This window comes from Alloacidobacterium sp. (assembly GCF_035631355.1).
Lineage (GTDB): Bacteria > Acidobacteriota > Terriglobia > Terriglobales > Acidobacteriaceae > Alloacidobacterium.
The window spans coordinates 1-21,890 of the sequence record NZ_DASQIX010000040.1 but is presented as its reverse complement, the minus strand read 5'-3'; the positions used below and the strand labels follow the sequence as shown (position 1 = coordinate 21,890).

Sequence of the window (21,890 nt, the reverse complement as noted above, 5' to 3'; positions counted from 1 at the left end):
GCTAGTCAGTCCCGACGACAAGGCCGGCGTTGAATGTGGGCAATGTGTCGGAAATCTCCTGGTCTTTATATTGCAACTGGTAAAGCTTCCAGTAGATGCCGCGTTGGGCCAGCAGTTCCTGGTGGCTGCCCATTTCGCGCAGTTGCCCCTTGTGCATGACGAGAATGACGTCGGCGCGCTGCACGGTGGAAAGCCGATGGGCGATGACGACCGACGTGCGGCCTTCGATCATGCGCTCAAGGGCGAGGCGGACACGCATTTCCGTCTCTGTGTCCACGCTGGAAGTCGCTTCGTCGAGGATAAGAACGCCGGGGTCATGCGCCAAAGCGCGGGCGAAGTTGATGAGCTGTTTTTGGCCGGTCGAAAGGCCGTTGCCGCGTTCACGGACCGGTTCGGCAAAGCCTTCGGGCAGGGATTGGATGAAATCGCGGACGTTGACTTCGTCGGCCGCTTCTTCGAGGCGCGCGTCGGAAATCCAATGCGAGCCGAGGCGGATGTTGTCGGCAATAGTCCCACTGAAGAGAACCGGATCCTGTAGAACGACGCCAAAGCGACGGCGAAGTTTAGTCAGGTCGTGCTCGCGCACATCTACGCCATCGACCAGGATGCTGCCCTGCTGGATGTCATAGAAGCGCATCATGAGGCTGATGATGGTGGTCTTGCCTGCGCCGGTATGGCCCACGATGGCGGCTGTCTGGTCAGGCTCAACTGTGAAAGAGACGCCACGCAGGACCCAATCGATGTCATCCATGAAGGCAAGTTCGGCAGCACTCGCATGGGCTACGCGCATTTTCTGCGCCTCATCGAGCCGCTGGTAAGTAAACCAAACATTGCTGAACTCGATGCGACCTGAGTTGTCGCCCTCTCTTGAATGCGTAGGCGAGACAATTTCTGGTGCCGTATCAAGCAGCTTGAAGATGCGTTCGCTCGCGGCCATGGCGGCTTGCAGGATGTTGTATTTCTCGCTCAGGTCCTGAATAGGACGGAAGAAGCGCTGTGCGTACTGCATAAAGGCAACCAGCACTCCGAGTGTGACTGTGGTGTGCAGTACGCCATATCCGCCGCGCCAGATGACGAGAGCAATGGCGATGGAGCTGAGAATTTCGACTGCCGGATAGTAGAGTGCGTAAGCCAGGATGGCGTCCTTGAATGCCTCCATGTGCAGGCGGTTGACCGCCTTGAATTCCTTAAAGGAGCGTTCCTGTCGATTAAACAGCTGCACCACGGTCATGCCGCTGATGTGTTCCTGCGTATAGGAATTGATGCGGGCAATGGCGGAGCGGATGCGGCGATACGAGTCGCGCACATGCTTGCGGAAGATGCGCGTGACCAGCAGAATGAACGGTAAAACTGCAAAGGACAGGAGCGCCAGCCACCAGCTCATGCGCAGCATCACAATGACGATTCCGACGAGCACAAAAACGTCTTCAAAGATGGCGAAGACGCCCGAGGTGAACATCTCGTTCAGAGCGTCCACATCGCTGGTGAGGCGAGTGACCAGCCGTCCGACGGGGTTGCGGTCGAAAAAGCCGATGTGCATGTGCTGCAGATGGCGGAAAATCTGGCTGCGCATGTCGAACATGACCTTCTGCCCGGTCCACTGCATCAGGTAGGTCTGGACGAATTCGAGGAAATAGCTCAATACCAATGAGGCCAGGTAAATGCCCGCGAGTTGTGTGATCCCGGTAATGGCATTGGTACTAAGGTGGCGTGAGAGCCATGACGATTTGGCTGCGCTCTGCGCGGTCATGTAACGGTCTACAGCCACCTTTGTAAGATAGGGGCCGAGAACGTCAGAGCCGGCTTTGATGACGATGGCGACAAGCGATGTGACGGCCGCCAGCTTGTACGGGTAGAGATAGCGCATAAGGCGGCGCATCAGGCGGCCGTCGTATGCTTTGCCGACGATCTCATCTTCCTGTTGCGGGGTTCCTGTTTTCGCCTTTTCCTTTTCAGCCATGCGCTGCTCTATTTTACGGGTTGGCAAACTCCTCGGCGCGGAGGCGATAGAGCACATGCCGTCTTAATAGATGACCTTCGGGCAGATTCGGATGATCAAAGGTTTCGGCAGGATCGAATGTCATGCCGATCTTTTCCATGACGTGGCGGGAGCGAATGTTTTGCTCGGCGGTAAAGGATACGAGGGTAGCTAGCTTTAGCTTGTCAAAAGCGTAAGCAGCCACAGCCCTTGCGCCTTCCATTGCGAATCCCTGGCCCCATGCGTGGACCACGAGCCGCCAGCCAATCTCCACGCATGGCGTGAAGTGTGCATGGAAATTTGGCACGGAAAGGCCGATGAAGCCGAGGAAACTGTGGTCGGATTGGCGTTCAACGGCGCACAAGCCGAAGCCCTGTTGGGCGAACCCGGCTTCGATTCGATCAATAAGTTGGTCGCTCTGTTCGCAGGTCAGCAGGTGCGGGAAGAATTCCATCACTCGCGGATCAGCGTTGATTGCTGCGAAGGGTTGGCGGTCAGATTCCTGCCAGCGGCGCAGGATGAGCCGCGGAGTTATCAAGACCGTCATGGGAGAGTCGCCCACAATGAGAAAATAGAGGATACAGGCCCTCCATGGATACCCTGGGAATTTACATTTCCGTTCCGTTTTGCCGCTCGAAGTGCACTTACTGCAACTTCGCGTCCGGAGTGTTTCCGTCGAGCTACATGGGGCAATATGTCGAGCGAGTCTGCGAGGACTTGAAGGAGGCAGTTGAGCAGTATTCAGGAATACCACGCACGGTGGACACGGTCTATTTAGGTGGCGGAACTCCGAGTCTCCTGCCGCCTGATCTGCTGCGGTCACTTTTTACAACGATTCGAGAGCATTTTCTGGTTGCAAACAATGCGGAGATTACTATCGAGTGCGCTCCTGGACAACTGGCTGGAGATGCTCTCGACTCCATGCTTGAAAGTGGCGTGAACCGCGTCAGCTTCGGCGTGCAGTCGTTCATCGATCAGGAGGCGAAGGCCACAGGGCGTCTGCACACGCGGGCCATTGCGCTTGGAGATATTCGGCGTGTGCAGGGGGCTGGAATCAGGCGTGTGAATGTTGATCTGATTGCAGGTTTGCCTCATCAGACGCCTGCTTCCTGGAATGAATCGCTGGCGGTTCTCATCGATTCAGGGGTCGATCATGCCAGCATTTACATGCTGGAAGTGGACGACGCTTCGCGTCTGGGCCGCGAAGTCCTGAGCGGCGGCGCGCGGTACTTTGCTCCGGCAATTCCATCGGATGATGCCATTGCCGATATGTATGCTGACGCGATCGACGTGCTCGCAGCAAATGGGCTAGCTCAATATGAGATTTCGAATTTTGCCCGTTCTGGAGAAGAATCGGTTCACAACATGAAGTACTGGCTGCGAAAACCGTATCTAGGATTGGGCGTGGATGCTCATTCCATGCTGCGAGTTGAAAGCGGCGAGGTGATTCGACTTGAGACGACGGATGATCTAAACGGCTATCTGGAAAGCCCCGGCTGGGATGGCCAGCGTATTTCTGACCTGCGAGAGCAGTTGGAAGAAGCGTGGTTTCTCGGGCTTCGGATGAATGCCGGGGTGAATTTACGTGATATGGAAGCTGAGTTCGGCAGGGAGTCTCTGGAACTGTACAAGCCAATCACTAACGAGTTAGTGGCTGAGGAACTGCTTGAGACTAACCACGATCAGATTGCGCTGACTTCGCGTGGGCGACTGCTGTCGAACGAGGTTTTTGTTCGTTTTTTGGATGTCGTCGAAGCCGCTGAACCTGCCACGGTGTAAAACAGAACCATGTCCACAGAGACTCAGCGTAGTGAAGAGGTCAGGTCCCAGGACCCGGTCAGCTACATCGATCTGCGTAGCGATACAGTAACGCGTCCGACACAGGCCATGCGCGCGGCGATGGCCGCGGCAGAAGTAGGCGACGATGTTTATGGAGAAGACCCAACGGTGAATCTGCTGGAGGCGAGCGCGGCACGCATCTTTGGCCGTGAAGCAGGGCTGTTTGTTCCAACAGGCACCATGGGCAACCAGATTGGCATCCGGCTGCACACGCAGTCGGGGCAGGAAATCATCTGCGAATCTCGATCGCATATTGTTGACTGGGAAATGGGCATGGCTGCGGTATTTTCCGGATGCCAGCTTCGCGCTGTAACCGCCGAACACGGCATTGTGACGTGGAAACATATTGAGCCGGTCATTAAACGGGCCAGTGTTCACAATGCGCCGACGGGGCTGATTTCACTTGAGAATTCGCACAACATGGCTGGCGGTGCAGTCACCCCTCTCTCGGTTTTTGGCGAGATATGGAACGGCGCGCATGAGATAGGCATCCCGCTGCATCTGGATGGCGCGCGTATCTTCAATGCTTCGGTTGCTTTGAACGTTCCTGTAGCAGTGCTCACGAGCGGGTTCAACACGGTCATGTTCTGCCTGTCGAAAGGGCTGTGCGCGCCTGTGGGGTCAATGCTGGTGGGAAACCGCAAGGCGATTGAGCGCGGACGCATGATCCGCAAAGCGTTGGGCGGAGGCATGAGACAGGTGGGTGTCCTTGCGGCTGCTGGGCTGATTGCGCTTGAAGAAATGCCGAAGCGGCTGGCGGAAGACCACGCCAACGCGAGGTATATTGCCGAAAAGCTGTCAGACCTTCCACAAGTTGAGCTTGATCTTGCTGCGGTGCAGACGAACATCGTTATTTTTGGATTGAAGGAACCTCGAAAGCCTGAGGAATTGGTAGCGCGGCTTAAGCAGCGCGGCGTTCTTTGCGGAGCGGTGGGTACAAATTCCATTCGGTTTGTCACGCACCACGATGTGGATCGCGCCGCTTGCGAGACAGCGGCCAAGGCTGCGGTCGAGGAAATTGCGAAGCTCTAGCTGGCGCAGTCGGCCTTCATACTCCTATGCGTGACTTCTGATCGCGCCCTGCGATCTGGAATGCAGATGTGAAGACCAGAAATGCCGCGTGGTATTTCATTGAGACAGAGCGCAAGCATTCGTTCTGAATTGGAGATTGGAAATCATTCTGACCAACTTTAATGGCCGCTGGAATGCAATTCAGTACCGCTCTGAGAAACGCCATTCCAGAAACGTACAGCTGTACCACATGGCGGGATGATAACCCGCCCCATTCATTGACAGTCATTTTCGCCGACCTGTAGTTACTGCTAAGGCTGATGTATTCAGGCAAGAAGCATTGTCTTTAGACAATCGTCTGTTTGGCACTACGGGGAGGTCATACGAAGATGCAAATCTTAATAAAGAAATTACACAACTCAATTTCAGAGCCTGTCCTAAAAAGGATGTGGCTTGCTTTGATCATCGCAATGTGCGCGATATTTAGCTCCGCTTTTATTCCCGCATTCGGGCAGACGAGTTTCGGGAGAATCTCGGGGACAGTTTCCGCTCCTGATGGCTCCGTTATTCCGGGCGCTCAGGTCACGGTGCGAAACGCCGACACGCAGTTAACGCGGCAAACAGCCACTGATTCCCAAGGCTTCTATGTGTTTACGGAACTGCTAATCGGAATCTAGCGTTGACATCAATCAGTCTGGTTTTAACAAGGCGAATCGCGGGGGCCTTTCCCTGGTCGCCGATGGGCGCCTGACTGCAGATTTTACGCTCACAGTGGGCAGCACAAGCCAGACTGTTGAGGTGCAGGGGACGAATGCCGAGTCTCTGAACACCACTTCTGGTGAGTTGTCGCATGTCATCGATACGAAACAGGTAGGAAATCTGCCTCTCAATGGACGCAACTATATTCAGTTGATGACGCTGGTGCCCGGAGCCGTCGTTACCAATCCAGACCAGTTCAGCGTGACGACGAGCCTCGCGGCCAACAACCAGACGCTGAACGGGAACCGTCCTGACAACAACAACCTCACGGTAGATGGCGCGTTCAACATGGTGGCGGGCAGCAACACCAGCCTGATGAACAATGTGAGCGCTGAGTTCATCAATGAAGTAAAGCTGCAAACATCGAATTCATCGGCTGAATATGGTCGTATGTCTGGGCCGGCGTTCAATATCGTTACCAAGAACGGAACAAACCAGTTTCACGGCTCGGCATTTGAATACTTTCGCAACAACGATCTGGACGCGACGAACTATTTCTCTCCGGTGAAGACGGCTCTGCACTTCAATGATTTTGGCTATACGTTCGGCGGACCGATTCTCCGCAACAAGCTGTTCTTTTTTGTTGGGGAGGAATGGAAGCGGCTGCGCCAGAACCAGAACACGCAGCGGCAGACAATACCGGACACGGCGTTCCAGAATGGCGATTTCAGCGCGCTCGGCAAGCCGCTTTTTTATCCGGGTACCAAAACGCCGATTCCTGGAAACAATATCTCATCAATGATTACGCCTGATGGGCGGGCGATTGCGAATGTATACCACTTGATGTCGCAGACGGGCCGCGTTCAATGACGCGCCAGTGGCGAATAACCTCACACTTGAGCCGCTCAACCCGCTGAACTATCGCGAAGACATTGTGCGTCTAGACTACGTGTTCGGCCCCAAGAACTTTGCCTATGGCCGCTGGATTCAGGATTACAACAGCCTGATTGATCCATTCGGGACTTTTTCAAGTTCGACCTTGCCGACGACGCCGACCACTCGGAATCGTCCCGGAGAGAGCATCCTCTTAGCCGAGACCTGGATTCCGACACCGAATCTTGTGAATGAAGCGCGAGTAAACTTTGGATGGGTTTCGCAGCACATTATTCCTTACGGCACTGCCTGGGAGCGCAGCACCTATGGATTCCAGTACCCGCTTCTCTTTGGTGGAGCAGAGTATCCAAATGGCATTCCATTAACCAGCGTTGTTGGGTATGCCACTTTCCAGGGGCCGAACTTCGCACTTGCGTCACCAACGACTGACATTCAGGTTGCGGACACGGTGTCCTGGACGCACGGCCAGCATGTTCTGCGTGCGGGGTTTGTGCTGATCCGCGATAGAGTCGACCAGAACGGCCGGCCAACCTATACCGGCAACGTTTCATTCAATTCCAGCAACAATCCCAACACCACCGGCAATGCGTTCGCGGATGCGCTTCTGGGAAATTTTGCCTCGTATTCAGAAGCGAGCGCCGATCCAACCGGATTCTTCCGCTTCTGGCAGCCGGAGGCATTTGTGCAGGATACGTGGAAAGTATCTCAAAAGCTGAGTCTGGATTTAGGAGTGCGTTACCAGTTCATGCAGGCGTTCTACACGCAGGCGAACAACATGACAAACTTCGATCCTTCTAAATTTGACCCGGCTCAGGAGGTACAGATCACACATGATAGTAAAGGGCTGATTGTTGCCGGGTCAGGAAACCCTTATAACGGACTCATTCGCGCCGGTAGCGGCGTTCCTAAAGACCAGGCATTCCGCGTGCCTGGAGCGAATGGGCCGCTATATTCAGTGATTCCCTCAGGAGCGCCGCGTGGCTTCTACAAATCACCGAACAATTTTGCTCCCAGGGTTGGATTCGCTTATGCAGTGGATGATAAGACGACTCTTCGGGGAGGATTTGGGTTGTTCTATAACCGTCCGGAAGGCAACATCATTTTCTCGGAGGTAAACGCCCCTCCATTCCTGCAGATCGCTTCTTACAGCAACAGCAATCTGTCTAACATTACCGGCGGATCGACTTCGCTGGCGCCGCTTGGAGGCATCTCGGCGATTGACCCCAACCTGAAGAGCCAGACCATTGCGCAATACAGTCTGAATGTGCAGCATGAGATGCCGATTGGCCTGCTGGCTGAGCTCTCTTACGTCGGCACCACAGGCCGCCACATGTTGCGGCAGCCAAACGTTAACTACGCGGACCTGACACAGGTAGCTGCGAATCCGGGGATATCGACGAATGCGTTTGTTCCATATCGCGGCTTCAGTTCGATCACGCAGATTCGCAGTGACGGATCTGCTGATTACAACGCTCTACAGGCTTATTTGTCGAAGCGCGTTGGCGCACTGCAAATGACTGCTGGATATACATGGGCGAAGTCTCTTGGAGACTCGTCAAGCGAGAGCGATAACAGCGAGAATTGGACGGTGCGGCACTACAACTATGGTCCGACATCGTTTGACCGCCGGAATGCCTTCTTCAGCACCTTTGTGTGGCAGATGCCCAAGTTGAACGGCCACGATGCAGTCCTTCGCACTGCTGTCGGCGGCTGGCAGTTGAGCGGAGTGGCCCGGTTGCAGTCAGGGCAGTACTACACCATTACCGGCAACACAGCTACGGGAACGCGTCGGGCGGACTTCATCGGTGGCTCGGCTTATACCGGCAAAAAGACGATCCAGCACTGGTTCAACACCGCTGCCTATACGGCTGCTCCCACAGGACGATTTGGAACGGCGGGAACAGGCACTGTGGTTGGTCCTGGGCTGGCACTCTTTGACGCGTCGCTTGGCAAGAATTTCCTGCTGACTGAGCGGTTCAACCTGAAGTTTCAGGGAGACTTCTTCAACGCGCTGAACCGAACAAATTTCAGCACATTGAACACGAATCTTTCCAATACAAACGTTGGGACGATCTCAAGCGCTAATCCACCACGGCAGGTACAACTGAGTCTGAAACTCAGTTTCTAGACTGGGACTCATCTCTGCGGTCAAGTTCTTCGCGAACGTGCCGCAGGAAGTCTGAGAGCATCTGGCCGGCCTTGGAGACGAATACTTCGCCGAGGCTTTCCAGATGCTCCATTCTGTCTACGCGAAAGCTGCGGAAGTCATGCCGCAGCTCGCACCATGCGGCCAGCGTCCATGCGCCGCCCCAGAAATAAAGCGCCAGCGGATGCACGCGGCGAACGCTTTGCTGGCCATCTTCACGGGCATAGGCAATGAGTACGACACGCCGTTCCTGCGCGGCTGTATGCAGAGCATCAAGCCTGGAACGCACTTCCGTTTTTACGCGAAAGCCCGGAGCGTAGAGCAAAACATCGTCAATCCGCTCGCGCAGGTCTGCGGGCAGCACAGCTTCAATCTTACGAATGGCGCGATTGGCTGCCTCTGTAAGCTGCATGCCACCCCAAGCCTGCACCATACGCGCCAGCACCAGGGCGGCAATCTCTTCACGGTCAAACATCAGCGGAGGAATGTCGAAGTCGCGACGAAGCGTATAGCCGACGCCTGCCTCGCCGGTAATGGGAACGCCGGAAAGCTGCAGGTCCTGCACATCGCGATAAATGGTGCGATGCGAGACCTGCAGCTTCTGTGCCAGATTGCGTGCAGTTTGCAGACGTCCGGAACGGAGCAACTGAACGATTCGAAAGAGCCGGTCGGCACGACGCATACGGGACTAATACTACTGCGGCAAGTTCCCAGTTGTTAGTTCTCAGTCCCCGATCCATCGATTGATGATGCGGCAATTGTGACCTGAAGACTAACAACCGACTACTGTAGTTACGCTGCCGCATGGAGGCCGATCCGGTTACCTTCGCTGTCGCGGATCTGTGCCACCCAGCCCACACCGGGAAGGTGGTTCTTCGGCTCAACGATAGTTCCGCCGGCGTTTTCCACGCGGTTGAGGACCGCGTCGAACTTGCCGTCGCAGTTGAGGTAGATGATGACGCCATCGCCGGTCGGCCTGAACTCTTCGCCATGTGCGATGGCGCCGGAGATGCCGGGTTTCTGGTAGGGGAAGATGGCGAGGTTCGGCCATGCTGCCTGATGAATCAGCGCTGCTCCGAAAATCGTTTCGTAGAACTGGATAGCGCGGGGAAAGTCAGCTGCAGGAATTTCAAACCAGGTGATGGCGGATGTGACGGTTTCCTCTAAGGTTGGCATACGGTCCTTTCTGACGAGTTAAGAATGACTCACATAAGGAACATATGCCGGGCCTGCTGACAGTATGGTGTCTGCAGTGACAGGGTGCAGCCCTGGGTACTTTTCTCAAGCTTTTGAACCGGTCTGGCTAAGTCGAACGTCTATAATAATATGGATATGCCTAAGTATTCCATCGCCGTCCCTTTCCACAACGAAGAAGACAATGTCACCGCTCTTTATGACCGCTTAAAGGCGGTGATGGAACAGGTTGGGGACAGTTTTGAACTGGTATTTGTGGATGACGGCTCCAATGATCGTACTTATAAGCTGCTGGAGGAGATTGCCGCCGTAGACAGCCGGGTGCTGGTTGTAAAGCTGCGCCGCAATTTCGGACAAACATCGGCGCTGGCGGCGGGGTTCGACCACGCCCAGGGCGAGTTCATTTTGGCCATGGACGGTGATTTGCAGCATGACCCGAATGAGATTCCGAACTTTCTGGCAAAGCTCGAAGAGGGCTACGACGTTGTGAGCGGATGGCGCAAGGAACGCATCGACAATTTCGTCATGCGCCGTATTCCTTCGCGCTGCGCCAACTGGCTGATGGCAAAGCTCTCGGACGTGGACATTCATGATTTTGGAACGACGTTCAAGGCATATCGCCGCGAAGTGATCCACAACATCCCGCTCTATGGCGAAATGCACAGATTTATTCCAGCGCTGGCTTCGTGGTATGGAGCGAGCATCTGTGAGATCCCGATCAAGAACGTAAATCGCGAGCGCGGCAAATCGCATTACGGAATTGGCCGGACATTCCGCGTCTTCTTTGATCTGTTGACGATTCGATTCCTGCTCAGGTATATGACGCGTCCGCTGCATTTCTTTGGCAGTTTTGGCGCATTGAGCATGCTTGGTGGCGGCGCAATTTCATTCTTCCTTCTGCTGTTGAAGGTGTTTACGCATCAGCATGTGATGGACCAGCATGGCCCGCTGTTTGTGATTGCAGGAGTATTGATTCTGGCCGGCATTCAAATGCTGGCGATTGGTTTGCTTGGCGAGCTGCAGGTGCGGCACTATCACACTGCTACCCAGCGCGCTCCGTATACCATTGATCGACTGGTGCGGTTGCGTTCTCCGGAAGAACCGAGTCTTCTCCAGGAAAATTAGCTACTCTGGGCGTCGGCTTCGTCAAGACAGCGTACGACGCCACCATCTATCCGCTCAATTCAGATCGCTACGACGCCTGTTATCTCTGGCTATCCTACACTTGCGACACCCGTCATCGCGTATATTAGTCTTCGCGTACACGCACTCAGCAATTTCTTGCGGACCGTAACGAACGAATTTGCGCCAGGCGGCATCTTGTTAGAGATGAGTATTCCGCCGTCCGCGGGGCATAAGCATAGCTGTGTGTTCAATTCAGCCAGAACGGTTCGATCATGATGAAGCCTGTGGATGGAAGAAAACGCGTAGTGATAGAAGGCGTTGATCCCGAGATCGACGCGGGACGTTTCCCAATCAAACGGATTATTGGAGACACGGTCCATGTGGAGGCGAATGTCTTCGGGGACGGGCATGACCGCATTGCCTGCCATCTTCTGTTCCGCCATGAGGGTGAAACCCAGCTGCACCGCGTAAAAATGGAACCTCTGGGGAACGATCGCTGGCGGGCCGCATTTCAGGTCAACAAGCTCGGTGAGTTTTTCTATACCATTGCGGGAAGCGTTGATCACTTCGGAACGTGGCGAAGCGACCTGATCAAGCGGCTTGAGGCCGCGCAGGATGTCGCTCTCGAATTACAGACGGGCGCGATGTTAATTGAGCAGGCGGCGCTGCGAGCCGTAGATGAAGACGCAATCCGGCTGAAAGAATGGGCGTATATTCTACGCGTGAAAAGCGGAGATGAAGAGACTAAGCAAACAGCGCTGGATGCGGAGCTTACCGCAACTATGCAGCGCTATGCCAACACGGATTTTGAAACAAGATACGACAGGGAATTGAGTGTTGTGGTAGATCGCGAGCGGGCGCGGTTTTCAAGCTGGTATGAAATGTTTCCGCGCTCCTGCTCCCCTGCGCTCGGAAAACACGGGACATTTCAGGATACAGAAGTGAGACTGGAATACGTTGCCGGGATGGGTTTCGACGTGTTGTATCTACCGCCGATTCACCCCATCGGGTCGAGTTTCCGTAAAGGCAAAAACAATTCCGTGTCAGCACAGCCCGGGGACGTTGGCAGCCCCTGGGCGATTGGCTCGCAGGCGGGCGGGCATACTGCAATCCATCCAGAACTCGGCACTCTACCAGACTTCGAACTGTTCATCGCGAAGGCGAAGAGCTTCGGGCTGGAAATCGCGATGGACATAGCATTTCAGTGCTCTCCTGATCACCCTTGGGTGAAAGAGCATCCATTGTGGTTTAAGCACCGTGCCGATGGATCAATTCGATACGCGGAAAATCCACCAAAGAAATATCAGGATATTTATCCCCTCGACTTTGAGAGCGAAGACTGGGCTGGGTTGTGGGATGCGCTGAAGGATGTATTTATATTCTGGATTGAGCACGGCGTTCGCATCTTTCGTGTTGACAATCCGCATACAAAAGCATTTCCGTTCTGGGAGTGGGCGATCGGCGAGATCAAGAGGGAGCATAAGGATGTGCTGTTTCTCGCCGAAGCATTTACCCGTCCCCGGGTGATGGAGAGGCTGGCCAAGCTTGGATTCTCGCAATCCTATACGTACTTTACCTGGCGGAACACAAAGCAGGAATTGACCGAATACCTGAATCACCTGTTTAACGCCGAGGTTAAAGAATATTTTCGGCCAAATTTTTGGCCGAATACTCCAGATATCTTGCCGGAACAACTACAGATGGGCGGCAGGGCTGCATTCATGTCGCGGCTGGTGTTGGCTGCTACTTTGGGAACCAACTACGGCGTCTATGGTCCGGCCTTTGAACTATTGGAAAATCTTCCTGTCAAACGTGGCGGCGAAGAGTATCTCAACTCAGAAAAGTATGAGTTGAAGCACTGGAATCTTGATGATCAGAAGAGCCTCGCGCCTTTAATTCGTGATCTGAACCGAGCGCGGCATGAGAATGCTGCTCTGCAGACGAACCATGAATTGTCTTTCCATGCGACTGATAACCCATATCTGATCTGCTACAGCAAGAGAAGTGCGGACGGTAGTAATGTGGTCCTTATCGTTGTAAGTTTGGATCCTGTTCATGTACAGGCAGGATGGGTTGACCTGGATCTGGTGAAACTGGGGGTGGATGCGCACGAGCCATTCCAGATACACGATCAACTGGCAGATGAACGCTATCTGTGGCAAGGCCCAAGGAACTATGTGGAGCTTTCTCCTTTTGAGATTCCGGCGCATGTTTTTCGCGTAATGCGGCGCATCAGAACGGAGAAGGACTTTGATTACTACTTGTGACGGCTAATTATGGGCGCGCATGCGATTCCATTGAAAAAAGTAAAAAGTGCTGGCAGTGCGAGTGATCCTTTCTGGTACAAGGATGCAATTGTCTATGAATTGCATGTGCGCGCCTTTGCCGACAGCAATAATGACGGCATTGGCGATTTCCCGGGTCTGATTCAAAAACTCGACTATCTGCAGGATCTGGGCGTGACCTGCCTATGGCTTCTGCCATTTTTCCCGTCTCCTTTGCGGGATGACGGCTACGACATTGCTGACTATCTGACTGTTCACCCAAGCTATGGAACATTGGATGACTTTAAAGCTTTTCTTGACGCGGCACACAGCCGTGGCCTGCAAGTGATGATCGAATTGGTCATCAACCATTCGTCCGATCAGCATCCATGGTTCCAACGGGCACGACACGCTCCGCCGGGTTCGCCTGAACGTGATTTCTATGTGTGGAGTGATACAGACCAGAGATATAAAGAGGCTCGCATAATTTTTACCGACACCGAGAAATCCAATTGGACATGGGACCCGGTGGCGCAGGCGTATTTCTGGCACCGCTTCTTCTCACACCAACCGGATTTGAACTATGACAATCCGCAAGTTTTGGAAGAGGTGCTGATGGTCCTGCGATATTGGCTCGATATGGGTGTTGACGCGCTCCGTCTTGATGCAATTCCGTATATTGTTGAACGCGATGGCACGAGTTGCGAGAATCTTCCTGAAACGCATGCTGTCATCAAGAAAATCCGCGCGGCGATGGATGAGGGGTACAGCAACCGCGTCATTCTGGCCGAAGCGAACCAATGGCCGACAGACGTGCGTCCCTACTTTGGCGATGGCGATGAATGCCACATGGCGTTTCATTTTCCATTGATGCCCCGTATTTACATGGCGCTGCGTCAGGAGGACCGCCTACCCATTACGGAGATCATGGCGCAGACACCTGAAATTCCTGAGAACTGCCAATGGGGTTTGTTCCTGAGAAATCACGATGAGCTGACGCTCGAAATGGTGACGGACGATGAGCGTGATTACATGTATCTGGCTTACAGCGCCGATCCGCGTATGCGCATCAACATCGGCATCCGTCGCAGGCTGGCGCCGCTTGTCGATAACAACCGTCGCCGCGTCGAACTGTTGAATAGCATTCTGTTTTCTTTTCCGGGAACTCCGATTTTGTACTACGGTGATGAAATCGGGATGGGTGACAATATTTACCTCGGCGACCGCAATGGCGTTCGCACACCGATGCAATGGACAGCGGACCGAAACGCGGGCTTCTCTCGCGCGAATCCTGCACAGCTTTATAGCCCGGTCATTATGGACCCTGTATGGGGTTATCAGGCGATCAATGTGGAAGCTCAGTTGAGTGATGCCTCCTCACTGCTGAACTGGATGCGTAACATGATCGCCTTGCGCAAACTGTTTCAGGTGTTTGGCCGTGGAACGCTGAAATTTCTGCCGTCGGCAAACAGAAAAGTACTCGCATACGTGCGCCAATATGGCTCTGAACAAGTGCTTTGCCTGGCGAATCTCTCACGTTTTGCGCAGCCTGTGCAACTGGACCTGTCAGAATTTGAGGGGATGATCCCCGTTGAAATGCTGGGCTATGTCGAATTTCCTGTCATTATGAAGCAGGCATACCCACTGACAATCGGACCCTATGGATTCCTCTGGCTCGAACTTCAGCCTGCGCGAGCAGATTGGAGTAATTCGAACGACGAAACTCAGGGAGCGGCGCTTGAAACCGAACGTGAAGGCGATTGGGAAGCTTTATTTGCCGATGCAAATCTCGAGTTGCTGAGAACAGCAATTCTGCCGGAATTCCTGCCGCGGCAAAGATGGTTCGGCTCCAAATCAAGACAAATCGTGTCTGCGGCGGTTACAGATTGGTGTTCGATTGACAATGGAGCCTCCATATTGACGGTTGTGAATGTCGAATTTGATCGGGGAGGGGCGGAAAGCTACTTCCTGCCTCTGAGTCTTTTCTATGACGAAGCTGGGCAACAGATAAAAGAAGAAAATGCAAATGCAGTTGTAGCATCTGTTCTTTCGTTTGGCCGCCAAGGTTTCCTATGCGACTCCCTGAATTCTGAAAGCGCGTGCCAAGCCCTTCTAGCGCTGATTTCGCAAAATGAGACGCTGCAAAGCAAATACGGAACCATCCGAGGAACAGCCAGCAAGTTATTACCTGGACTGATGAACGGAGCAGATGGTGAGATGGCGGCGAAGCGTAGTACCGCTGAACAGAGCAATACGTCAGTCCTGTTTGGCGACCGCCTTATTATGAAGTGCTTCCGCAAATTGGAATTCGGGTCGAATCCTGATACCGAAATTGCCCGATTTTTCACTGAGCATACGAACTTCACCCAAGTAGCGCCATATGGCGGTTCCATAGAATATTTGCGAGGCGACCAGCCACCTGCGACCTTAGCGATGCTGCAAGGGCTCGTCGCCAATCAGGGTGATGGATGGCAATGGACATTAGAGGAGCTAGATCGATATTTCGAAAGCTGCGCCCGAGCAGTGCTGCCCGGAGAACACCAGGCGGCCATTGCGAGCGACTCAGTACGTGACCATGCGGGTTTCTATCTGGAAGCCGCCGCGATGCTTGGACGCAGAACTGCGGAGATGCATCTCGCGCTTGCGTCATCGGAGCAAATCGAAGATTTTCGCCCGGAAATTCTGTTGCCGAACGACCTGGAACTGATAAGCGAAGAGATGGCAGGAGACGCCGATCGGGCTATTGAGTTACTAAAAGGCAACCTTTCCCGCCTTCCGGATGATGTAGTTGTATTAGGTGGACTGGTGATGGGGAGGCGGCGTGATATAGCAGTTCGATTCCGCGATCTTACAAGAGCAAAAGAGAATCTGGTCCGAATCCGGATTCACGGGGACTATCATCTCGGCCAGGTATTGAGGGCAAAAGCTGATTTTGTGATTCTGGATTTTGAAGGCGAGCCGGCCCGCCCACTTGCTGAACGAAGACAGAAGCAGTTGCCCTTGAAAGACGTAGCGGGGATGCTGCGGTCATTTCACTATGCGGCATTTTCTGGATTGGCCAGGTATACGGCCCGTCGGCCTGAAGACCGGCAGCAAATGGAACCATGGGCAAAGCTCTGGACTTCTGCCGTGTCACAGGAGTTTCTGCAGGCATATCGGAGCAACTTGGCTGAGTCGCCTATAGTTCCGGGCAATGAAAATGATTTTCAGATTGTCCTGAACGCTTATGTGCTTGACAAGGCGCTTTATGAGCTTGGCTATGAGTTGAACAATCGTCCCGATTGGGTACATATTCCGCTGACTGGAATTTTGTCACTGTTGCCATAGCAAACAGAAGGTAGAGCAGATGCCGAAAAGCGACCTGGCCCAGGAAGCAAATGCGGAAATACAACAAGCAGGCGAAGTGGATCTGCTCGTTGGTATTTCTGGCGCGGTAAACGCGGAAGCCCTTCAACAGCAAGCATCTGCCCTGTTGGATGGGTTGCGGAAAAGCAGCGGAGTCTCGCGCATCATGATTGCATATCCCGAAAGCGGGAAGGTGGAAGCGGCCAATTCGGACCTGGTGCCCTATCCTCTTGCAGCATCCGGTCCAGTCAATTTTCCGTGGGTCGTTTCCTCAATCGCACTGAAAGCAATATGTTCTCTCGCTTTGGATTTAAATGCGAAAGTCTGCGTCGCTCTTCAAGCAGACCTGCTAATGTTGAGCGCCGAGAGAGTGCAGATGCTTACCGGGCCAGTCCTGGAAAAACAATGTGATCTGGTGCTGCCGGTTTATCCCTCAAGAAAGTTCGACGGCCTTCTTAATCACAGTATTCTTGCTCCCCTGGTTCGCGCCCTATATGGCCAGCGCGTGAGATATCCGCTGGCGCAGGACATCGGCTGTTCACCCGGCATGTTTCAGAAACTCAGCGTGCCTGTCAGATCCCGTGAGCACGGTGATGGAGCACTGATGTGGCCCTCTGTGGTCGCTGCCATCAGCAATTACAAGACATGTCAAGTAAATGTAGATGCACATCACTCAACTCAGACCGAAGGGCTTGAATTAAGTGCCGTGCTGGCAAATGTGGCCGGTGCAGCCTTCACAGAGATGGAAACCTATGCACCTTACTGGCAGCGTGTTCGTGGCTCCCACCCTACAGCAACTTCGGGAAACATCGACCAGCAAATCACAGGTGGCGAGCCAGTTGATGCAAAGCCGCTAATTGATTCTTTCATACTGGGATCACGCAATTTGCAGGAAGTGTGGGGGCTGGTTTTGCCTCCGGCTACGTTGCTTGAACTAAGAAAGCTTGCCCGCAGTGCGCCGGAGTCTTTTCGGATGCCGGATGAGTTATGGGCTCGCATTGTTTATGACTTTGCCCTGGCATATCGATTACGCACGATCAATCGTGGACATCTTATGGGAGCGCTTACTCCTCTTTATCTGGGATGGGTGGCGTCGTACGTGCAGGAAATGGCGGCGCGCTCGCCATTGGCTGCTGAACAGAGATTCGAACAGCTGGCAAGGACTTATGAAGAAGCAAAACCGTATCTGGTGTCGCGCTGGAGATGGCCGGATCGGTTCAATCCCTAGAGGAGGAGAAAGCGATGTGGCAACAAGTTGAAGAATCATTGCGCGGATCCATGGGGCGGGTCTTTACCAAGATCGCGACCCTGCTGCCCGGGATTCTTGCGTTTGTGCTCGTATTGATCATCTTCCTGGTGATTGCATGGCTGGCCGCTATGATTGTCCGGCGCGTACTCATTGCGGTGAGATTTGATGAGCATACTATCTCAGGCGCGAGCACTTTGACGGAATGGACTCCAGCGTATACGCCAACGATTCTGGTTACCCGGATCGTTTTCTGGTCGTTTGTAACGGTTGGTGTTCTTGTTGGGGTATCTGCTTTTGAAGCAGCATCAGCAGAGTCAGGGTTGTCCGCATATGTATTTGCGTATCTTCCGCGTGTGATTGGTGCAGCGGTGCTGCTGTTTTTCGGGACTGTTATTGGTCGTTTTCTGTCGCGCAGCGTGCTGATCAGCGCGGTCAATATGAATCTGCAATATGCCCGATTGCTTGCGGCCGGCGTTCGCTGGCTTGTATTTGTGCTCACGGCAGCGATGGTGCTTGATCACCTGGCGATCGGTGGGGAGATTGTCGATCTTGCCTTCGGCATCCTGTTCGGCGGAATTGTCCTTGCGCTCGCGCTGGCCGTTGGTCTCGGTTCACGCGATCTGGTAAGCCGGTCGCTGGAGCGCGAGGCAAACCGTCCTGTGGAGTCGCAGGTAGAAGAAAAGCTGCACCACTTCTAAGCGCCCAAAGCGCGGAGCAGCAGTCCGGCGAGAATGCCTCCCACACAAGGGCCGAGGACCGGAATATACGCATAGCTCCAATCGCTGTGCCCTTTACCAGCGATGGGAAGCGCGGCATGCGCGATGCGCGGACCAAGGTCGCGCGCAGGATTGATCGCATAGCCGGTTGTGCCTCCAAGGGAGAGGCCAATCGACCAGACGAGGCACCCTACGAGGTAGGGCGAAAGTCCGGCCGCAGGGCCAGTCGAAAGCACCAGCTTCGAGGTCATCGATCCCACGACGAAGACCAGCACCGCAGTGCCGAGCGCTTCGGAGAAGAAATTGGCTGCGTAGCCCCGAATGGCTGGCGCCGTGCAGAAGGTCAGTCGTTTCAAATCCGCATCTTCCGTAATTTTCCAATGCGGATAATAGTGCAGCCACACGAGCGCTGCGCCGACAAGTGCGCCCAGCATTTGCGCGGGTATATAGGTCGCAAGCTTGCTGTAATCGCCTGACTGAAAAGCCATTGCAAGCGTAATGGCTGGGTTAAGATGCGCGTCCTGGCTGCCGCAAAGGACTGCGGTGAAAACGCCGCACATCACGGCAAGCGCCCAGCCTGTTGCGATGACCATCCAACCGCTATTTTCTGCTTTCGAGCGCTTTAGCAGCACGCCCGCAACTACGCCGTTGCCGAGCAAAATGAGTATCAGCGTGCCCATAAATTCACCGAAGAATGGCGATCTCATTCGTTTCTTCTCACCTTAAGAAAAGATTGTTTTTGAGTAAGCAATGTAGCATGTGTGCGAAACGCCAGTCATCGCAAACTGTACTGGCTTGCGAGTGTTTTGAATTCAGAAACCTGCTGAGTAATCCAGTCTTCGCTGCGATGTAGTTCTTCCGCCAGAATACGCGCGGTGGGCAACACCATTTCTGTTGCCGCCTGTGCGTCGAGAAACAACGCGCGCGTCCGGCGGGCCAAGGCGTCTTCTACAGTGCGCGCCATGTCTTGCCGTGCGGCCCATGCGATTTCCGCTCCGATGTAGGGAAGATCAGGATGCAGCGGCGCGCCCAGTTTGGAATCGCGGGCTGCGATATCGCGGATTGCATCGGCGTCTGAACCGTAGATCCAAAGACTTCCCAGGTCTTCTGTATCTTTTCGATAGCCGTGAATCTTGAGCGTCTTGGTAACGCAGGGCTCTTCGCGCAATCTTCCTAGGGTAATGGCGTGATCGACGCAATCTTCTGCCATATGGCGGTAGGTGGTCCACTTGCCGCCAGTGATGGTGAGCAATCCTGAATTATCGACATGAATCGTGTGGTCGCGTGAGAGCGACGATGTTTTCGCGGCGGGCCCGCCAGACCTCACAAGCGGACGAATACCTACATAGACCGAGAGCACATCACTGCGTTTTGGCGGACGGCTCAAGTAGAGTGCCGCTGTATCCAGAATGAACTGGATCTCCTGCTCAAACGGTCGCGGCTCGTAAGATGGCTCCTCAATCGGCGTGTCAGTAGTGCCGACGAGTGTATGCCCGTGCCACGGAATCGCAAACATCACACGCCCATCGCTCGTGTGCGGCACCATGATTGCGGTATCGCCTTCGAGAAAAGACCGCTCAAAAACTAGATGAATACCCTGGCTAGGCTCGATCATCGGGACAGTTTCAGGGTCCGCCATCTGCCGGATGTGGTCGGTAAACATCCCGGTTGCGTTGATCACCACTTGCGCCTGAATTCTATGCTCAGTGCCGCTTTCATCATCGTGCGCTATAACGCCGTCGATATATCCTTCCTCGTCTTTGAGCAGGTCAGTGACCGGCATGTAGTTGACGAGCGCCGCGCCGTGATCGGCTGCGGTCGCCGCGAGATGGATGAGAAGACGAGCATCGTCGAACTGGCCGTCGTAGTAGACTACACCGCCGCGTAGCCCCTCAGTTTGCAAAGTAGGCAAACGCTCCAGCGTTTCTTCGTAAGAAAGGACACGCGATTTGCCGAAGCCGTATTTCCCGGCGAGCATGTCATAGAGTTTCAGTCCTATGCCGTAGAAGGGCGCTTCCCACCACGAATAGTTAGGCACAACGAAGGCAAGGTCTCTGACCAGGTGCGGAGCGTTCTGGCGCAGGAGGCCACGTTCTTTGAGTGCTTCCATCACCAGCGAAACGTTGCCTTGCTCAAGATAACGAACGCCACCATGCACTAGCTTGGTGCTGCGGCTGGATGTGCCTTTGCCGAAGTCTTTGGCTTCGAGCAATAGCACGTCGAAGCCGCGTGTCGCTGCATCGACAGCAACGCCCACTCCGGTTGCTCCGCCTCCGATAACGACTATGTCCCAGGGCGTGGTCCGGTGCGCGATGCGCGCGATCATGTGTTCACGGTTCATGCAGGCTCGTCCTCAGTCCAACGCTTTGAACGTTCGACGGCCTTTTGCCAGCACTTGCGCATTGCGGTGATTTTGCTTTGGTCCGCGTTTGGTTCAAACCGCATGTCGTTCTTTCGCTGTGACCAGATTTGCTGTGGATTTTCCCAGAAGCCGACTGCAAGACCCGCGAGGTATGCGGCCCCGAGAGCGGTTGTCTCCGTTATCGCAGGACGCAGCACGGGAATTCCGAGAAGATCGGCCTGAAACTGCATGAGTATGTCATTGACTGCCGCGCCGCCATCCACGCGCAGTTCGGTAAATTTGCTGGCTGACTCCGAATTCATGGCGTCGATAACGTCAGCAACCTGAAAAGCGATGCTTTCAAGCGCTGCATGGGCAATGTGTCCCGGCTGTGTGCTGCGGCGCAATCCGATGAGCAGACCGCTGGCATGTGCGTCCCAGTGTGGAGCGCCCAGGCCGACAAACGCAGGCACTAGGACGACGCCATCGGAGCCTTCAACCGATTGAGCGAGCGCTTCTACCTCAGAAGATGCGCGGATCAGTTTGAGATTGTCACGTAGCCACTGCACGACAGCTCCCCCAATGAAGACGCTGCCCTCAAAAGCATATTCGAGCCGCCTGCTTAGGCTGCATATCAGCGTCGTAATGAGGCGGTGTTTGGATGAAATGAATCTTTCGCCGATGTTTTGCAGAAGAAAGCAGCCAGTGCCATAAGTATTTTTTGCAGCGCCGGGATGAAGGCATAACTGACCGAATAGCGCAGCCTGCTGATCGCCCGCGATGCCTGCTATTGGTACGGAACCGAGGCCGAGGGTGGTCGTCACTTCACCAATCTCGCCGCTCGACCATACAACCTCGGGCATCATCTGGCCTGGAATTCGGAACAGGCGCAGCAAGTCCTCGTCCCATTTGCCTTCCACGATATTAAAGAGCATGGTGCGGGAGGCATTGGTGTAGTCGGTGACATGTTTTTTGCCGCTGGTCAGGTTCCAGATGAGCCAGGCATCAACGGTGCCGAATGCCAGTTTGCCAGCCTCGGCTTTTTCTCTTGCGCCGGCAACGTTGTCCAGTATCCATGCGATTTTGCTG

At 54.3% G+C, this 21,890-nt stretch carries 17 protein-coding genes; 10 read left to right on the top strand and 7 right to left on the bottom strand.

The genetic code is table 11. The annotated features are described in order from the left end of the window. Nucleotide 1: 1 nt before the first annotated feature. Nucleotides 2-1,960, bottom strand: coding sequence for an ABC transporter ATP-binding protein (locus VEV40_RS07235; protein WP_324831197.1), 1,959 nt, complete (start codon nucleotides 1,958-1,960; stop codon nucleotides 2-4). A gap of 13 nt (nucleotides 1,961-1,973) precedes the next feature. Then, nucleotides 1,974-2,525 carry a GNAT family N-acetyltransferase gene (locus VEV40_RS07230; RefSeq protein ID WP_324831196.1) on the bottom strand — a complete coding sequence of 184 codons (552 nt, stop codon included), beginning with the start codon at nucleotides 2,523-2,525 and terminating at the stop codon, nucleotides 1,974-1,976. A 44-nt stretch (nucleotides 2,526-2,569) separates the two neighbouring features. Here VEV40_RS07230 and hemW point away from each other — a divergent pair, with 44 nt between their 5' ends. The 5 genes from hemW to VEV40_RS07205 all read left to right on the top strand — a co-directional run bounded on the left by hemW (nucleotide 2,570) and on the right by VEV40_RS07205 (nucleotide 8,549). Next, nucleotides 2,570-3,757: a radical SAM family heme chaperone HemW gene (hemW, locus tag VEV40_RS07225; protein ID WP_324831195.1), complete on the top strand. Its 1,188-nt coding sequence runs from the start codon at nucleotides 2,570-2,572 to the stop codon at nucleotides 3,755-3,757. Nucleotides 3,758-3,766: 9 nt separating this feature from the next. After that, nucleotides 3,767-4,849 (top strand): GntG family PLP-dependent aldolase, encoded by a 1,083-nt coding sequence (locus VEV40_RS07220; protein WP_324831194.1) that lies wholly within the window; start codon nucleotides 3,767-3,769, stop codon nucleotides 4,847-4,849. Between the two features lie 368 nt (nucleotides 4,850-5,217). Next, nucleotides 5,218-5,505, top strand: coding sequence for a carboxypeptidase-like regulatory domain-containing protein (locus VEV40_RS07215; protein ID WP_324831193.1), 288 nt, complete (start codon nucleotides 5,218-5,220; stop codon nucleotides 5,503-5,505). A 94-nt stretch (nucleotides 5,506-5,599) separates the two neighbouring features. Continuing rightward, the gene (locus VEV40_RS07210; protein WP_324831192.1) at nucleotides 5,600-6,397 is read left to right on the top strand and encodes a hypothetical protein; all 798 of its coding nucleotides are present in this window, start codon (nucleotides 5,600-5,602) and stop codon (nucleotides 6,395-6,397) included. 7 nt (nucleotides 6,398-6,404) lie between these two features. After that, the gene (locus VEV40_RS07205; RefSeq protein ID WP_324831191.1) at nucleotides 6,405-8,549 is read left to right on the top strand and encodes a hypothetical protein; all 2,145 of its coding nucleotides are present in this window, start codon (nucleotides 6,405-6,407) and stop codon (nucleotides 8,547-8,549) included. On the opposite strand, the gene VEV40_RS07200 is transcribed toward VEV40_RS07205, so the two are convergent. Both VEV40_RS07200 and VEV40_RS07195 read right to left on the bottom strand, forming a co-directional pair. Next, nucleotides 8,539-9,249 (bottom strand): YafY family protein, encoded by a 711-nt coding sequence (locus VEV40_RS07200; RefSeq protein WP_324831190.1) that lies wholly within the window; start codon nucleotides 9,247-9,249, stop codon nucleotides 8,539-8,541. The genes VEV40_RS07205 and VEV40_RS07200 overlap by 11 nt on opposite strands. Nucleotides 9,250-9,359: 110 nt before the next feature. Next, on the bottom strand, nucleotides 9,360-9,743 hold the full coding sequence (locus tag VEV40_RS07195; RefSeq protein ID WP_324831188.1) for a VOC family protein: 384 nt from the start codon (nucleotides 9,741-9,743) through the stop codon (nucleotides 9,360-9,362). Nucleotides 9,744-9,899: 156 nt separating this feature from the next. On the opposite strand from VEV40_RS07195, the gene VEV40_RS07190 reads away from it, so the two are divergent. From VEV40_RS07190 to VEV40_RS07170, 5 genes are all read left to right on the top strand, one after another. Continuing rightward, nucleotides 9,900-10,886, top strand: a complete 987-nt coding sequence (locus tag VEV40_RS07190; protein ID WP_324831187.1) for a glycosyltransferase family 2 protein — start codon at nucleotides 9,900-9,902, stop codon at nucleotides 10,884-10,886. 272 nt (nucleotides 10,887-11,158) lie between these two features. Further along, nucleotides 11,159-13,153: an alpha-1,4-glucan--maltose-1-phosphate maltosyltransferase gene (locus tag VEV40_RS07185; protein WP_324831186.1), complete on the top strand. Its 1,995-nt coding sequence runs from the start codon at nucleotides 11,159-11,161 to the stop codon at nucleotides 13,151-13,153. Nucleotides 13,154-13,162: 9 nt separating this feature from the next. After that, nucleotides 13,163-16,477 (top strand): maltose alpha-D-glucosyltransferase, encoded by a 3,315-nt coding sequence (gene treS / locus VEV40_RS07180; protein WP_414637823.1) that lies wholly within the window; start codon nucleotides 13,163-13,165, stop codon nucleotides 16,475-16,477. Between the two features lie 19 nt (nucleotides 16,478-16,496). Next, a complete protein-coding gene (locus tag VEV40_RS07175) occupies nucleotides 16,497-17,723 on the top strand; it encodes a hypothetical protein (RefSeq protein WP_324831184.1) in 1,227 nt (408 codons plus the stop codon). A gap of 14 nt (nucleotides 17,724-17,737) precedes the next feature. Next, nucleotides 17,738-18,442 carry a mechanosensitive ion channel family protein gene (locus VEV40_RS07170; protein ID WP_324831183.1) on the top strand — a complete coding sequence of 235 codons (705 nt, stop codon included), beginning with the start codon at nucleotides 17,738-17,740 and terminating at the stop codon, nucleotides 18,440-18,442. Here VEV40_RS07170 and VEV40_RS07165 read toward each other — a convergent pair. The 3 genes from VEV40_RS07165 to VEV40_RS07155 all read right to left on the bottom strand — a co-directional run. Beyond that, the gene (locus tag VEV40_RS07165) at nucleotides 18,439-19,167 is read right to left on the bottom strand and encodes an MIP/aquaporin family protein (RefSeq protein WP_324831182.1); all 729 of its coding nucleotides are present in this window, start codon (nucleotides 19,165-19,167) and stop codon (nucleotides 18,439-18,441) included. The genes VEV40_RS07170 and VEV40_RS07165 overlap by 4 nt on opposite strands. 68 nt (nucleotides 19,168-19,235) lie before the next feature. Further along, nucleotides 19,236-20,801 carry a glycerol-3-phosphate dehydrogenase/oxidase gene (locus tag VEV40_RS07160; RefSeq protein ID WP_324831181.1) on the bottom strand — a complete coding sequence of 522 codons (1,566 nt, stop codon included), beginning with the start codon at nucleotides 20,799-20,801 and terminating at the stop codon, nucleotides 19,236-19,238. Beyond that, nucleotides 20,798-21,890 (bottom strand): glycerol kinase GlpK (locus tag VEV40_RS07155; RefSeq protein WP_324831180.1); only part of this gene is annotated, 1,093 nt, incomplete at its 5' end. The genes VEV40_RS07155 and VEV40_RS07160, both read right to left, overlap by 4 nt.

Bases quoted from the DNA above. Each gene is read 5' to 3' on its own strand.
- VEV40_RS07235 (WP_324831197.1), bottom strand. From the start codon at position 1,960: ATGGCTGAAAAGGAAAAGGCGAAAACAGGAACCCCGCAACAGGAAGAT.
- VEV40_RS07230 (WP_324831196.1), bottom strand. From the start codon at position 2,525: ATGACGGTCTTGATAACTCCGCGGCTCATCCTGCGCCGCTGGCAGGAA.
- hemW (WP_324831195.1), top strand. From the start codon at position 2,570: ATGGATACCCTGGGAATTTACATTTCCGTTCCGTTTTGCCGCTCGAAG.
- VEV40_RS07220 (WP_324831194.1), top strand. From the start codon at position 3,767: ATGTCCACAGAGACTCAGCGTAGTGAAGAGGTCAGGTCCCAGGACCCG.
- VEV40_RS07215 (WP_324831193.1), top strand. From the start codon at position 5,218: ATGCAAATCTTAATAAAGAAATTACACAACTCAATTTCAGAGCCTGTC.
- VEV40_RS07200 (WP_324831190.1), bottom strand. From the start codon at position 9,249: ATGCGTCGTGCCGACCGGCTCTTTCGAATCGTTCAGTTGCTCCGTTCC.
- VEV40_RS07195 (WP_324831188.1), bottom strand. From the start codon at position 9,743: ATGCCAACCTTAGAGGAAACCGTCACATCCGCCATCACCTGGTTTGAA.
- VEV40_RS07190 (WP_324831187.1), top strand. From the start codon at position 9,900: ATGCCTAAGTATTCCATCGCCGTCCCTTTCCACAACGAAGAAGACAAT.
- VEV40_RS07185 (WP_324831186.1), top strand. From the start codon at position 11,159: ATGATGAAGCCTGTGGATGGAAGAAAACGCGTAGTGATAGAAGGCGTT.
- treS (WP_414637823.1), top strand. From the start codon at position 13,163: ATGGGCGCGCATGCGATTCCATTGAAAAAAGTAAAAAGTGCTGGCAGT.
- VEV40_RS07175 (WP_324831184.1), top strand. From the start codon at position 16,497: ATGCCGAAAAGCGACCTGGCCCAGGAAGCAAATGCGGAAATACAACAA.
- VEV40_RS07170 (WP_324831183.1), top strand. From the start codon at position 17,738: ATGTGGCAACAAGTTGAAGAATCATTGCGCGGATCCATGGGGCGGGTC.
- VEV40_RS07165 (WP_324831182.1), bottom strand. From the start codon at position 19,167: ATGAGATCGCCATTCTTCGGTGAATTTATGGGCACGCTGATACTCATT.
- VEV40_RS07160 (WP_324831181.1), bottom strand. From the start codon at position 20,801: ATGAACCGTGAACACATGATCGCGCGCATCGCGCACCGGACCACGCCC.